Origin of the sequence: Pseudonocardia sp. D17, from assembly GCF_036984265.1 — a bacterium.
In the GTDB taxonomy this organism is placed as follows: Bacteria; Actinomycetota; Actinomycetes; order Mycobacteriales; family Pseudonocardiaceae; genus Pseudonocardia; species Pseudonocardia benzenivorans.
Genome location: NZ_BPRG01000018.1, coordinates 1 through 14,157 on the forward strand (window position 1 = coordinate 1; position 14,157 = coordinate 14,157).

The 14,157-nt window shown below is 69.5% G+C and carries 12 protein-coding genes and 1 pseudogene; 7 read left to right on the forward strand and 6 right to left on the reverse strand.

What is annotated here, in order from left to right; genetic code table 11:
- Positions 1 to 327 precede the first annotated feature (327 nt).
- The 3 genes from PSD17_RS02750 to ccsB all read left to right on the forward strand — a co-directional run bounded on the left by PSD17_RS02750 (position 328) and on the right by ccsB (position 3,845).
- Positions 328 to 867, forward strand: a complete 540-nt coding sequence (locus tag PSD17_RS02750; RefSeq protein ID WP_339121322.1) for a L,D-transpeptidase — start codon at positions 328 to 330, stop codon at positions 865 to 867.
- A gap of 312 nt (positions 868 to 1,179) precedes the next feature.
- A complete protein-coding gene (gene resB, locus PSD17_RS02755) occupies positions 1,180 to 2,838 on the forward strand; it encodes a cytochrome c biogenesis protein ResB (protein WP_445260984.1) in 1,659 nt (552 codons plus the stop codon).
- Positions 2,838 to 3,845, forward strand: coding sequence for a c-type cytochrome biogenesis protein CcsB (ccsB, locus tag PSD17_RS02760; protein WP_339121324.1), 1,008 nt, complete (start codon positions 2,838 to 2,840; stop codon positions 3,843 to 3,845). Before resB ends, ccsB begins: the two co-directional genes overlap by 1 nt.
- A 218-nt stretch (positions 3,846 to 4,063) precedes the next feature.
- On the opposite strand, the gene PSD17_RS02765 is transcribed toward ccsB, so the two are convergent.
- A complete protein-coding gene (locus PSD17_RS02765) occupies positions 4,064 to 5,077 on the reverse strand; it encodes a hypothetical protein (protein WP_339121325.1) in 1,014 nt (337 codons plus the stop codon).
- Between the two features lie 672 nt (positions 5,078 to 5,749).
- Here PSD17_RS02765 and PSD17_RS02770 point away from each other — a divergent pair.
- The 4 genes from PSD17_RS02770 to PSD17_RS02785 all read left to right on the forward strand — a co-directional run bounded on the left by PSD17_RS02770 (position 5,750) and on the right by PSD17_RS02785 (position 10,547).
- Positions 5,750 to 6,445: a hypothetical protein gene (locus PSD17_RS02770; RefSeq protein WP_339121327.1), complete on the forward strand. Its 696-nt coding sequence runs from the start codon at positions 5,750 to 5,752 to the stop codon at positions 6,443 to 6,445.
- A gap of 958 nt (positions 6,446 to 7,403) precedes the next feature.
- Complete coding sequence (locus PSD17_RS02775; RefSeq protein ID WP_339121328.1) at positions 7,404 to 8,462, forward strand: multicopper oxidase domain-containing protein; 1,059 nt, start codon at positions 7,404 to 7,406, stop codon at positions 8,460 to 8,462.
- A gap of 3 nt (positions 8,463 to 8,465) precedes the next feature.
- On the forward strand, positions 8,466 to 9,668 hold the full coding sequence (locus PSD17_RS02780; protein ID WP_339121330.1) for a ZIP family metal transporter: 1,203 nt from the start codon (positions 8,466 to 8,468) through the stop codon (positions 9,666 to 9,668).
- 708 nt (positions 9,669 to 10,376) lie between these two features.
- Positions 10,377 to 10,547 (forward strand): hypothetical protein, encoded by a 171-nt coding sequence (locus PSD17_RS02785; protein ID WP_339121331.1) that lies wholly within the window; start codon positions 10,377 to 10,379, stop codon positions 10,545 to 10,547.
- Between the two features lie 18 nt (positions 10,548 to 10,565).
- Here PSD17_RS02785 and PSD17_RS02790 read toward each other — a convergent pair whose 3' ends face one another.
- The 5 genes and pseudogenes from PSD17_RS02790 to PSD17_RS02810 form a co-directional block, all read right to left on the reverse strand.
- A complete protein-coding gene (locus tag PSD17_RS02790; RefSeq protein WP_339121333.1) occupies positions 10,566 to 11,378 on the reverse strand; it encodes a cation transporter in 813 nt (270 codons plus the stop codon).
- Positions 11,379 to 11,722: 344 nt separating this feature from the next.
- Positions 11,723 to 11,836: pseudogene (locus tag PSD17_RS02795) on the reverse strand (hypothetical protein); the annotation flags it as partial.
- Between the two features lie 126 nt (positions 11,837 to 11,962).
- Positions 11,963 to 12,577 carry a vitamin K epoxide reductase family protein gene (locus PSD17_RS02800; RefSeq protein ID WP_339121335.1) on the reverse strand — a complete coding sequence of 205 codons (615 nt, stop codon included), beginning with the start codon at positions 12,575 to 12,577 and terminating at the stop codon, positions 11,963 to 11,965.
- Positions 12,574 to 12,705: a hypothetical protein gene (locus PSD17_RS02805; RefSeq protein ID WP_339121336.1), complete on the reverse strand. Its 132-nt coding sequence runs from the start codon at positions 12,703 to 12,705 to the stop codon at positions 12,574 to 12,576. Before PSD17_RS02805 ends, PSD17_RS02800 begins: the two co-directional genes overlap by 4 nt.
- Entirely contained in the window at positions 12,702 to 13,421 is a 720-nt protein-coding gene (locus PSD17_RS02810; RefSeq protein WP_339121337.1) for a L,D-transpeptidase, read from the reverse strand. The genes PSD17_RS02805 and PSD17_RS02810 overlap by 4 nt, the downstream gene beginning before the upstream one ends.
- Positions 13,422 to 14,157 lie beyond the last annotated feature (736 nt).

Genomic DNA, 14,157 nt, shown 5'->3' on the forward strand with positions numbered 1-14,157 from the left:
ACACGGCCACCCGCGAGGACCTGCACCTGGCCACCAGCGGGGACTTTTTCATGGCCACGGACACGGGGCCTGTGTCCGCGGCGGCGCATCTTGCGCAGCCCGGGGGACTCACCACGGCGATCCGTACGAGTCGCTGACGACTGCCGGTGCAATCGATCTACGCACACCGTCGGCGCACGGCCCTCCGTCCTCTTCCGGACCTGGCGAGGCCCCATCCGAGCCCCGTCTAAGCTCTACGGACCTAGATAGTAGATACTCGGCGGAGCACGAAACACGTCGCTCACGGTCTGTTGCCGCAGCCGTGAGCCCGCAGCTCGCAGGAGAGCGATGCTCCTCAAGCGGAGGACACTGTTGACCACAAGCGTGGCCCTGATGGTTGTGGCGAGCGTCGGCCTGGCGGGCCAGGCCTTCGCCGGGACGTCCGCCGCCGAGGCAGCGCACGCCCAACCGTTGACGCCTGGCACGCCGTGCTCGATCTCGGCGAGGTCGTGCGTCGACCTCGAAACCCAGCAGGCCTGGCTCATTCGAGAGGGCAAGGTGACCCGCGGCCCTATCCGGGTGGCGTCGGGCGGCAACGGACGGGAGACACCGATCGGCCATTCTCTGCGGGTCTACCGAAAGGACAAGGATCACAAGAGTCAAGAGTTCCGCCTGCCGAACGGTGATCCTGCCCCCATGCCGTGGGCAGTCTTCTTCGAAGACGGTGGTATCGCCTTCCATGCAGGTGACCCCGCGCGATCCTCGGCCGGCTGTATCCGCCTCGAGCCCTCCGACGCAGAAGCCTGGTACGACGACCTCGAGATCGGCGATCAAGTGCAAGTGGTCAAGGGCTCCGAGGAGCGCGCTGAGCGTGGCCTGCCGGCCTGACCGACATCATGATTGAGGCCAACGGGGTGGTGGTTCGCCGGCGGGACGTAGTTCGCCGGGTCGTGGCCCGACGCCCGGTCGTGGCACCGCTGCGCCGAGACGTCGCCGGTAGCGGGCCGATGGTGGAGTCGAACATGTCTCGCGGCAACCCGGCGGTACGACACCCGGCTCGGCGGGGCTCGATCAGGAGGTCGGTCGGGGTCGAGGCTCGCTCCTGGCTGCGGGAGGGACCCGGCGATCGACGGGCTGCGGGCGAACCTGCTGGCGTGGTTTCGAGTCGCCGTCGCCGGGTCGCCCCCCTGTGAGCGCTTCATGAGCATGCCGACCGCGCCGCCCGCCCCGCCGCCGACCCGACCGGGCCGGCCTGCCGGCGGCCGCACCATCCTTGCCCTGCTGCGCAACAGCTGGCGCAGCCTCACCAGCATGCGCACCGCGCTGGTGCTGCTGTTCCTGCTGGCGCTGGCCGCGCTGCCAGGCGCGCTTTTTCCCCAGCGGTCGCTGAACCAGCAGCTCGTCGACCAGTATTTCGCCGACTACCCGCGGCTCGCGCCGTTGCTGGACAAGGTCGGCGCCTTCGAGATCTTCGCGACGCCCTGGTTCGCCGCGATCTACCTGCTGCTGATGATCTCGCTCGTTGGCTGCCTGGCCCCTCGGTCTCTGGAGTACCTGCGCGCGATGCGGCAGCGGCCCGTCGCCACCCCGCGGAACCTGGCCCGCCTGCCGCACCACGCCGAGGGCACGGTCAACGGCACCCCGGAGGAATTCCTGGAGCAAGTCCGGGCGCAGCTGAAGGGCTGGCGGCGGACCGAGCGGACGGGGGTCGCCGAGGGGGCGGGCCGCAGCGTCTCGGCCGAGCGCGGCTTCCTACGCGAGACCGGGAACCTCATCTTCCACGTCAGCCTGGTCGGGCTACTCGTCGGCATCGCCGTCGGGAAGCTGTTCGGCTACGAGGGCCAAGTGATCGTGCTGGCAAACGGCAGCCAGTTCTGCAACACCTCGATCCTTGGCTACGACACCTTCCGGTCCGGCCTACGCGTCGACGGCACCGACCTCGCTCCCTTCTGCCTCAGGGTCAACTCGTTCACCACCGACTACCTGCCCAACGGCCAGCCCGAGCAATACACCGCGGAACTCGGCTACCAGACCTCCGAAGACGTTCTCTCCGGCGACACCGCGACCTGGCGCCCGGACACCCTCTCGGTCAATCACCCGCTGCGCCTCGACAGCGAGCGCGTCTACCTGCTCAACCACGGTTACGCCCCGCGCTTCACGGTGACTTGGCCAGACGGGCAACAGCGCACCGGGGAGATCCAGTGGCAGCCGGTGAATACCACCACCTACCTGTCCCAGGGCGCAACCAAATTCGAGCGCCCCGGCATCGCCGACGACGCCATCCGGCTGCAGAGCTCAATCGCGATCACGGGCCTGTTCGCACCGACGAGCTCGGGCGGCCCGGCCGTCACGTCCACGTTCCCTGACCTGCTCGCCCCCGAGGCGGCAATCGACATCATGCGCGGCAACCTCGGCCTCGACGACGGCCGCGGCCAGTCGATCTTCGCCATCGACCAGTCGAAGGTCGACTCCGGCGAACTGGTCCGGGTCGCGCGGGAGAACATCGTCCCAGGCCAGGAAATCACGCTCGACGACAGAACCCGGGTCCGCTTCGACGGCGTCACCCAGTGGGTGGCACTACAGGTCAGCCACGACCCCGGCCAGACGACGGTGCTGGTGTTCGCGATTCTGGCGCTCGTTGGGCTCTGGCTGTCGCTGTCGGTCAAGCGACGGCGGTTCTGGGTGCGCGTGGTGCCCGCCGGCGGAGGGCCGGACGGCAGGGCGCGCAGCCACGTCGAGCTCGGCGGGCTGGCCCGGACCGACCGGGCGGGGTGGGGCGAGGAGTTCGAACGCCTGCGGGCGGACCTGCTCGAGCGAACAACACCACCAGCAGCGCCAACACAGAACGGTGGAAACTGATGCCCATCGATCCGATGCTCAGCGAATACAGCGACCTTCTGTTCATGGGAGCGCTCACGGTCTACTTGCTCGCCATGGCGTTCTATGCCCTCGAGTATGTCTCGGGCCAGGCACGGGAGCGTGAGACGGTCGCCGAGAACGAGAACGTCCCGGGCACCGCCGCCGTTGGTCCCCGCAGCACGCGCAGGACGGGCGTGCTCGGCGACAGCGTGGAGCTCCCGCTTCGCAGGCCGAGCTCGAGAACGTCGCGATCCCGCGTGGACCGGTTCGGTCGGATGGCCGTGTCATTGACGATCGTGGCTGTCCTGCTGCATGCGGGCTCGATCGTGCTGCGCGGTCTCGCCACCGCGCGGTGGCCGCTCGGCAACATGTACGAGTTCACCTCCGCGATCGCCCTGGCCGCGATGGTCGCGTGGCTGATCGTCCTGCATCGGACCGCGGAACGCACCCCCGGGCTGCGCCAGCTCGGCGTGTTCGTGCTGGCCCCCGTGTTGATCCTGATGTTCCTGGCCGGGACAGTGCTGTACGCCCAGGCCGCGCCCGTCGTCCCCGCACTGCAGTCCTACTGGCTGACGGTCCACGTCACGACGGTGACGCTCGCAACCGGGCTGTTCATCGTCCCGGGGGTCGCGAGCATCCTCTATCTGATCAAGCGACTCGGGAAACCGGCCAGTCTCGCCAAAAGGCTGCCGTCGTCGGAGACCCTTGATCGTGTCGCCTACCGCACCACCGCGGTGGGCTTCCCCCTGTACACCTTCGCAGTGATGGCGGGAGCGATCTGGGCCGAGGCGGCGTGGGGCCGGTTCTGGGGTTGGGACCCCAAGGAGACGGTCGCATTCGTCGCCTGGGTGGTCTACGCGGCCTACCTCCATGCTCGGGCGACGGTCAGCTGGCGACACATGCGGGCCGCCTGGATCAACATCGTCGGCCTGGCTGCCGTGCTCTTCAACCTGTTCTTCATCAACATGGTGGTGGCCGGGCTGCACTCTTATGCTGGCCTCACATGAGGTGTGGGCGACTCCTCAAGTCTGGTAGGGGACGCCGCGACCTTGGCCCTGATTGCCGCCGGCGGGTGTCGTTCTGGCCCGCCACCGCGGTCTTCCCGACTCGGCCGGCCCACAGCCCAGCCACCACGAGCAGGGCGCAGCGTTGGAGAGCCGCGGTCGCAACCCCGACCTGGCCTCGGCCGCCCTCGAGTGGTCGATCATCTCATCTGTTGATCTGCTCATCGAGCAAAACTGACGTGAAGGTGATCGTAGTGCCCGCCCACGGGGTCGCTGGGGTCGTAGACTCCACCGCCGGTATAGGGCTGTCCCCAGCCGGCGCGGTCGGCGACACCGGGGGTCCAGATGCGGCCCTGCCAGATCACGTAGGAGACCTGCAAGGCTTCGGCGTTAGTGCGGAACCACTCGGCCGCCCGCCAGCCATTGTCGAGGTCGCCGCCCTTGGCGAAACGGCCGGCGTCGCCGGGGAAGAAGTCGCAGCCCTTGCCGAGTGGGTGGTCACTGGTCGGGTTGGCTGGCCGCTGGGCGTGGCAGCCGGTCGAGCGAATGAGCGACCCGCGGCGAAGGCCGCCGAACGCACGCTCGGCCTGCTCGAGTGCATATCTCGTCGCGGTCGTGACACAACCGTTGGTCGTCGGATCGTCCTCGACACATCCGCTGCTGCCCCCCGTGAACGGGGCCGGGCTCCCGGCAACCGGCGAGCCGGCGCCGCCGCTACAGCTGCTGGCCCGCGAGGTACCGAATCGGCTGCCGGGGGCGCCCACCTCGGCCAGCAGATCGGCCGCTGTCTGTTCCCATTTGGCGTAGGCGGTCGGAAACGCCGAGCGCTGCACGGTCTGTGCAGCCTGCCACAACGGCATCTCGGTCCATCCCGGTACCACAATTAATCGTTCGAAGAACTGGGTCGCGGCGTATCGCGGCTGCCGGACCTGGTCGGGAGTGCCCCAGCCCTGCGACGGCCGCTGCTGGAACAACCCGAGTGAGTCGCGATCACCGTAGTCGAGATTGCGGAGCCCAGATTCCTGTAGGGCGGTGGCGAGGGCGACCCACAGCCCTCGCTCAGGTATGGCAAGTTCGCGACCGGTCGCGACGATGACTGCTGCGTTGTCGCGTTGCTCGGAGGTCAGATTGCTGGGCCCGGCGGCGTCAATCGGTACCTCGCCCGGATCCGGCATACACCCGCCAGGTGCGCTGACTGGCGTCATCAAGAACCACACCCCCACGAACGTGATCACCCCGCCGACTCCCACCAAACCAAGGACGACGGCAAGGACAAGCAGTCGTTTACCGAGCCGACGCAGAGCCAGGAGAGCGTGCTCAGCGTCATTCATCAGACCGCGGCGGTGGACAAAGGGAATTGGACGACAAGTGTCGTCGTCGCTCAGGCTCTGATGGCCGCGACGTCAGCCCAACCGAGACGATGGGCACTTGGGAATGAGGGTCCGCGAGGTAGCTTCGGCGAAAGCGCGATCGGTACCGGTGGCGGCGACCACAGCCAGACGAGTGCGGGCAGTGCTGAGACCGGACGTTTTCCAGCAGCGGCGCTGCCTGGCAGACTCGCACGTCGCCGCCCGCTAGCACAGGCTGTGGTTAGCCGACCGGGGCCGACCACGCTGCAGCCGCACTACCCCTGCGGTCTGCCGGCAGCCAGGGCTAGGCGCCATCTCGCCCCGTCCTCTCATCGCGCAATACACAACCTGGCAACACAACGGTGATCTCTGACTCGCCGCGCGAGCTGGCAGAATTGAAGCCGACGCTGTCGCCCCCAATTATGTCACGCCTCGGCCAGGACTCTGCTCGGCACCGGATGCCCGTGTCGGCTTCCCCTCGACGGGGCTGCCGAGTTCTAACCTGCTTCTTGCCAATGCTGAGCGTAGCGATTACTTACCGAATTGTACCATGAGAACATGGTCGACATCGACACGACATTCGCAATCAGTGTCGAGAAACCAACTCGACGAGTCGTCCGGATTCGGAGGCGCCGGATCGCGATCATGCTATCGACAGCAATAGCGATCGCGACCGTCGCGACAGGCTTAATTCTGGGATCCGGTACTCCGTCGTACCGAGCCACCGCCCAGGTCGTTCTCGTTCCGAGTGCTGATACCGCGGCGGAACTGGTCCCGAGCGCCTGGGAGTCCCTCACGAGCGAGCGGGCGACGGCTGTAGCGACCGCGATTCTGACCGAACCACAATGGCTGGGTCCGGCGTCTGTCGCCGCCGCAATCCCGCCCGAGACTCTCACCATTAGAGCAACTGCCATTTCCGGCACTACGCTGATTCAGCTGACTTCCGTAGCCCCCGACCCGCGAGCCGCCGAGGTTGCGCTGGACTCCGTCATCGAGAGCGCGCGCATGCTGGTGGAGCGTCTCTCCGGGCCGGTTGCGCTGGTATATTCCCAGCCTTCGACAGGAACCGCCGTTACGGCCGGGATACCTCGCTCGACGACCATCCTGACCGGCGCGACAGGGCCAGCCCTCTTGGTCAGCGTCATGGCATGGACGATCCGCAACCGCAAGCGCGAAGTGAACGAATCATCCGCGATTGCCGGGACGAAATCTAGTGACCAAACTGGCGAAGCTGCGCAGTCGTCCAGTCGCTAGATGGTATGGGGTCTTGGTTGGGGTCTCGCCACCTGTGAAATGTGGGTCGCCGGGCAGGAGTTGTCCCTCGCGGCCCCTGATCACGTGGCCGGGCCGCCTCGCGTCCCCATCTGCTGGTGATCTGGTCCCCGCAGGCGGTACAGCCACCGTCGCCTTCGTGGCCCGACGTCCGCGGCGTCTTCGAGGGCCATCTGGTCGTATCGAGGTCCGCGGTCGGCCGGCTCCACTCGTGGTGAGCTGGTACGACGCCGTCTACCCGGGCGCTGCTGACCCCGTCGGCCTGCTGCTCGCCCGGCGTCGTCAGGGCGCATCGCAGAGGTGCTCATGCTGCTGTGGACGGAGGTCCATGAGTGGCTCGCGCCCGAGGCGGTGACATCCGAGGCTCGTTATCGATCGGTCGGACGGAGTGGTGAGTCGTGCCGCCGACATCGTGTCCGGAGGAGGGGAGACAGCGGAGGGCCGACGCCCAGTCGATGCTTGCGTCGGCGCCCTGGGGCGTTGACATCCAGCCGTCAACGACGGGCGCGACCCCGTTGGTCTCGACGGCGTGTCGGAGTGTGTCCCGTCGGCGACGGGCGTGACGTTCCTCGGGCAGTGGGCGGCTCTTCCACATGAGCGTCTCCTCAAAGGGGTAGAAGGGGACAGATCGCCTCCCTGATGGTCCAGTCGGCGTCGCTTGAGGGACAGGGTGCCGTCCCCCGAACTTGCGGGGCTGTCCCGACCCGTGCGAGTGCGGCCCGGGCGGACGCAGCGAGTGCCCAGAGCCTGCTGTCGTGGTTGTCTCAATTTGAGGCAAGCCGAACTTTTTTCTCCTGGCTACCTGTTCACTAGTAACAGGCCTGCCTAAAATGCCTGCTCATGCGTACTGGGCCGGGCCGCGATGCGGCACCTTGAGCGGGACCGTCCCCGCTCTGCAGCGCACCGTCGCGCCCCGGCGAGTGTCGCGTGACGACTCGCCGTGGCTTCCTGGCCGGCGCCGCCGGGGGTCGTCGGCGCCACGCTCGCGCCCGTTCCCTGGTTGACGTCGGCATCGGCGTCGGCGCCGCCGGCCCACGGTGAGCACAGCGCCGGGACCGACGTCGGTACGACATCGGGGCAGCCGGCGGCGCATCCGGGGCATTCCGGGATCAACGGAGCGACGTTCCGCTCGGGCGGCGCCGTCGACCACGCCGCCAACGGCTTCGACCCGACTGCGGTCCTGCGCGACTTCGACCGCGGGACCGTCTCGACGCTGCCCGACGGCCGGACCCAGCGCGAGTGGACGATCGTGGCCCGCGACAAGGAGATCGAGGTCGCGCCCGGCGTCCGCTTCCCGGCATGGACGTTCAACGGACGCGTTCCGGGCCCGACGTTGCGGTGCACCGAGGGTGACGTGCTGCGGGTGCGGTTCGTCAACGACTCGGCCCATCCGCACACCATGCACTTCCACGGCATCCACCCGGCGGAGATGGATGGCGTGCCGATGGTGGGCCGTGGCGTCATCTCGCCGGGCGAGGAGTTCACCTACACCTTCGACGCCGAGCCGTTCGGCCTGCATCTCTATCACTGCCACGTGGGGCCGCTGGCCGAGCACATCGCGCGCGGCATGTACGGGACGTTCCTCGTCGACCCGCGGCAGGGCCGGCCCCCGGCCGACGAGCTGGTCATGGTGCAGCACGACTGGAACACGACCTTCGACGGGCAGGGCAACCAGCTCTACGCGCTCAACGGGATCCCGTTCGCGTACATGAACGACCCGGTCCGGGTCCGCGCGGGCGAGCTCGTGCGGATCTACCTGGTCAACATCCTGGAGTACTACCCGATCAACAGCTTCCACGTGCACGGGAACTTCTTCGACTACTACCCGACCGGTACCCGCCTGGAGCCCTCGGAGTACACCGACACCGTGGTGCAGGGCCAAGGCCAGCGCGGCATCTGCGAGATCCGGTTCCCCCGGCCGGGGCGGTTCATGTTCCACGCGCACAAGACCGAGTTCGCCGACCTCGGCTGGATGGGCTTCTTCGAGGTGACGAGGTAGTCGATGCTGGAGCGGGAGCAGGACAAGACGCAGCCCACCCGGGCCCGGTCGTGGCTGCTCGGCGGTGCGCTGCTGGCGGTGATCGGCGCCGTGCTGGCCGTGGTCGGGCTGTTCGGCGGTGCGACGCTGCCCGACCGCGCGGGGCCGCCGGTGGAGGAGCTGGTCGTCGAACGGACGGTGTTCACGCCGGGGACGATCGAGCTGACCGTGCGGGGTGCCGGGCCGGACCCGGTCGCCGTCGCGCAGGTCGCGGTGAACGACAGCTTCACCGAGTTCCGCGGCGCCGAGCAGCCGATCGGTCGACTGCAGCCGGCCACGTTGTCGATCGCCTACCCGTGGGTCGGCGGCCAGCCCTACCTGATCTCGCTGCTCACCTCGACCGGAGCCGTGATCGAGCACGAGGTCCCGGTGGCCGTCGCGACGCCGCCGGTGGTCGGCTCGCTGCAGACGATGATCTTGCTCGGGCTCTACGTCGGGGTCCTTCCGGTGGTGCTCGGGATGTTCGTCCTGCCGCTGCTGCGGCGCGCCGGGCCGACCGTGACGCGGCTGCTGCTGGCGTTCACGATCGGCCTGCTCGGGTTCATCGCCGTCGAGGCCGCACTCGAGGGGATCGAGCTGGCCGGCCGCGCCGGTGGCCCGTTCGGCGGGGTGGCCCTGGTGTTCTTGACCGCCGCCGCGACCTTCGTCGTGCTCAACGGCGTCAACCGGTGGGTCCGGGCGCGGCGTCCCGCCCAGGAACGAGGCGGTCGGCGGGCGGCGCTGCGGTTGGCAACGCTCGTGGCCGGCGGCATCGGCCTGCACAACCTCGGTGAGGGCCTGGCCATCGGCTCGGCGTTCGCGGTGGGTGAGCTGGCCGTCGGCGCTGCGCTGGTGATCGGCTTGGCCGTGCACAACACGACCGAGGGGCTCGCGATCGTCGCGCCGCTGGTCGAGCACCGGGCGGGATGGCTCCGCCTGCTCGGGCTCGGCCTGCTCGCGGGGGCGCCGGCGATCGTGGGCGCCGTCGTCGGCGTCGCGGTCGACAGCCCGACCCTGTCCGCGGCGCTGCTCAGCGTCGGCGTGGGCGCCATCGCGCTGGTGGTCGTGCAGGTGGCCGAACCCCTGCGCGACAAGGCGACCGGCCGAATCGTCGACCCACCGGTCGCGGTGGGGGACGTCGTCGGCCTCGCGGTCATGTACCTGACCGGGCTACTCGTCGTCGGATGAGTCGCCCGGGGAACCGGGGGCGTGCCCCCTCTGTCGGTAGGGCGTGCACCATCGTCAGCGGCGTCGGAATCGGGCAGAGTTCTCTTCCAGGTGAGACGACAGGGTGGGCGATATCGACACCCGATCAGGATTCTCACCGGATGACGGGGACCGGCACGGACTCGTGGGGGGTCCGTGCCTCGGTTCTTGGTGGTCGCCGGGCCGTTCCGGTGGCCACGACGGAGGCACGCCGGGGCTCAGGGCCTGTCCCGGTGTGCCTCTGCTGTTGTCGGCATCCCATGCGGCGAAGGCACGACCGCCCGGCCGCTCTCGTCGGACTCGACGACGAACCGCCCTGCGACGTCGGCCCGGAAGCGCAGGGGTCGCGGGCTCACCCGGGCCGGAGTCGACCTCGGACCCCCGGAGATGCATTCCGCCCGGTGGGATGCCCGTGGCGACGAGTTCCACCTCGCTCCCGAGGGGAACAGTCTCCTGGCGGATCGACGCCGCCTGCGGCGTGACGCCCAGTTCGATCCGGACGGCGACGCTCTCGGCCGCACCGACCCCCGACGGACGAATGGTGGGATGTCCCAACCGACTCGGTTGAAGCGCAGGCCACAGCGGCGGCGCCCGGGATCGCGACGACGAACGCCCGGAGTCGGGCCGTTGCACCGCGTTGCCACGCTGCGGCGGTCAATTCCCGTCGCCGGGAGGTGTGAGGTCGTCCGGATGGCCGAGGACCGGTTCGGAAAGCTCCTCGCCGTCGCGGGGGCGGGGCCGGCCGGTGGCACGGCGGCGGCGACGATCGACCAGGACCACGACGCCGGCGATGAGCCCGGACAGCACCAGGGGGATGCCCGCGAAGACCGCCACGGCTTCCCCCGGCGAGAGCTGGTTTAAGGAATTCGGCGACGACCATCAGATGGTCTCCGCCGCTCGGCCGACGGCAGGCGGGGCGGGGGTCGTGCCGGTCGGGGGCTTCGCCAGGACCGACGGCCGGAACCCCTGCAGCGACAGGCTGTGGGTCACGACGAACACCGACAGCGCCATTGCCGCGCCCGGGACCAGCGGGCTGAGCAGCCCGACCGCGCCCAGCGGGAGCGCCGCGGTGTTGTAGCCGAACGCCCAGACGAGGTTCCTGCGGTTGTTCGGATGGGTGCGCCGGGCCAGCTCGACGGCAGCGGCCACGGCCGTCAGGCCGAAGGACCAGCCGGTCGCGGCCAGCACGCCGATCGAGACGAGGGTGTCCATCGACGCGGTGCAGTGGCGCAGCCCGCGCCACGCGGCCCGGTGGAACGGCCACACGCACCATGCGGCCAACGGCACCGCCAGCCCCAGACACACCCACGCCCATCCCGGGAAGCGCAGCTCCGGGAACAGCGACACCGCCACTGAATCGGCGAGCGGAATCGCGAGCACGGCGGCGACCGCCAGCCGCCTGCGGAGGTCGCGGGCCTCCCGATCGGCATCGCCGGCTCCGGCGCCCGGATCGGCGTCGTCGATACGCCGGGCCTTATGCCCGGCTCGCTCGATCGCGTCGAGCACGGCCTGCGGATCGGTCTCACGCGGGCAGCTGACGCGCGCCCGTTCCGTCGCGTAGTTGACCGTGGCGACCACGCCGTCAATCTTGGTGAGGCCGCGCTCGACCCGGGTCGCGCAGGCAGCGCAGGTCATGCCGCCAATCCGGACCGCGAAGGTTCGGGGCGGCGGCGCGTGCAGGGAGGCGGTCACGACACGGCTCCGGAGGTCGGGGGTTCCGCGGCGATCCGCTCGACCACCGGCAGCAGCTCGCTGGGCCAGACCGCGGCGAGGAACTCCCCGGCGACGCGTCGCGCGCGATCGAGCACAATCGAGGGGACGACGTTCGGAGGGAACCCGCGCAGAGCCATCAGCGTGCGCCCCGCACGATCGAAGATCGACGGATACTCGACGGCACGGTCGCGGAGGAAGTCCCACGGGCGTCCTGGCCGTCGCGTACTGCGATGCCCAGGACCCTCGCCCCGTCGTCGCGGGTCTGAACCTCCGGCAGGGCCCGGGACCTCCTCGCGGCACGGGCCGCACCACGAACCCCAGATGTTGAGAACGACGACCTTCCCGGCGAAGCCTCGCAACGAGAGCGTTCGAGCCGGGCCGCGAGATCCGGTCCGGCGAGGTCCGACACCCTGCCGGCTCTCGGGTGGGTAGGTCAAGGGTGCCCGACCGCCCGGGGCGACGAAGTTGAACTCCCCTGGCCCCGCGCGTCGCGCCGTCCCGCGGTGCGGCGGCGGAGCAGCCGGTCGTCAGCAGCACGGCCGCCGCGAGGAGCAGTAGCCGTCTCATCCGTTCCTCGGAAGGGAGGACCAGTACGGCCAAAACCGCGCGATGACCAGCACCGCGACACCGATCAGCCACACCACGATCGGCACCGAGTGGTAGCGGAGGAGCAGCCCGAGCACCGGGCCGGCCGGCGCGTCTTCGCGGGTGCGGTCCAGGCTGCGCAGGGTGACGTACCAGAACACCGTGATCGTCACCGCCCAGACGACCATCCAGTACGGGCAGAGCGCGCCGATGCGGTAGAGGCTGAGGTAGATCAGGCCGTGAACCAGCGCCGCGCCGAAGCTGACCCCGGTCTGCAGCCCCGCCCAGAACCAGGTGCTCAGCCGGGCCCCGGCGGCCAGCGCGGCGCCGGTGGTGGTCACCACCGTGAACCCGACGATGCCGAACAACGCCGCGTAGGGTGGCTCCATCACGGACCCGCAGCTCAGCACCGAGTCGATGCTGGGCACGTAGTCGGGGTCGGCGTAGAGGTTGAACCGCTCCACCGTGAGCACGAGGGACGCCCCGAGCCCGATGAGGCCGCCGACGAGCAGCACGGTCGGAAGTAGCCGCGGGAACGACACGACCGGCTGGTGGGCGGACGAGTAGATGCCCTCGGAGCGGATGGCGATCACGAACCGCCGCCGGTGAGCGCGGCGTCGAGCGACGCGGTGAGATCGGCATAGGTCGTGCGTTGTAGTTGCCCGCCATTGAGCAGGAAGGTCGCCCCGCCGAATCCTCCGCGCAGGGGAGTCCAGATCACGAGTCCGACCCGCGCAGGCGCGGCGACGGCTCCGATCGACGCCTTCGCGTTCCGCATGTGACCTGCACCTCGTCGCCGACCTGAAGCTCGGCGAAGAGCGCGTGCGCGTCCGCTCTCCCGAGCTTGACGCAGCCCGCCGAGGGGGTCCGCTGACCGCCTTCGTGGACGCCGATTCCACCCGGCGCGAAGAACACCGAGTACGGCATCGGCGAGTTGTACTCGCGGCTGGTGGAGTTCTCGGCCTCCCACTCGACCTTGAACATCCCGGTCGGCGTCGGTGTCGACCGGGCGTCGCCGTCGACAAACGTGACCGCCCGGATCACCGCGCCGCCGCTGATCAGCCGCGTTGCGGCTGCCGAGATCCACACGCGCGCGGGCGGATGTCGTGCACGGCGTGCAGGCCACTGTGTCCGAGGCGACCGGCCCGGCCGGGGCCACGCACGAGGTCGGACCAACTGCCGGTACGTCCGCGATGGCGACCCCGCCGTACACGGCTGCGGAGGCGAGTTCCGCCGCGGCGCCGACGGACAGCGCACGCTGGCGGCTGCGGGATGCCGAGGGGAAGTGAGCGGAGGTACTGCGGGTGGGGACGGGGGACCATCGGTGGTGCGCCATCGCGATTCTCGATTCTGAAGATCACGACCCGAGCCGGCGGAGCGCTCGGGCGCGCGGATGCAGTGGATGCAGTGGATGCAGACGCGGAAATGCCGCGTCACCGCGAGGACGGCGGCCGTCGGGCGACCGGCAGGTGTGGTGACGCGGGGCGTGAACTGTCAGCGCCGACTGACGCAGAGTTCGGTGCACAGATCGGTCCCACTCACCGAGGTGGGTCGATCCGGCCGCTGCAGGGCTGAGGTCCGGCTGCACACGGCTGGTGCGGGACCCACCGCCGGGAGCAAGACCATGCCGATGCCCGAAACCAGGCGCGGTGTCGCGCTGCCCGGGTCGTCGTGCGTCGAGCGCTCATCGTGGGGACACGTCGGCGCAACGGAGCGATCGTCGCCGCCCGTCTGCGCTTCCAACGGTCCCGAAGGGTCGCCAATGGTCGCGGCGACGGGCGTGAGCGCCGTTGCGGCCGGGCCCGTCGCGAAGCCCGGGTCCTGCGACGCCGCGTGCGCCAGGATCGCAACGACCATCACGACGAGTACGAGGAGGGTGTGGCGCCAGCGACCGGCCAACGGTCTGCCCTCCCTCCTGCCCCGGGCCTTTGCGACGACCGTGCCGGGCCGGCGGATGCTACCGAGAACATCAGTAGCGAGCGGTTAACTCCTGGCGGGTGACGGATTGCGGTAACCCGCGTAACCCCCGCCGCGGGCGGGGCAGCTCAGCTTCGTACGATCCGGACCCGTCACAGCATCGCACGGCATGTCCAAATCGCTCCGCGCTGAAGTGGCGTCCGCCAGGGTGGTGTGCGACCCGACCCTGGTGAGGGGCGTGGCGTAGACGTGTAGG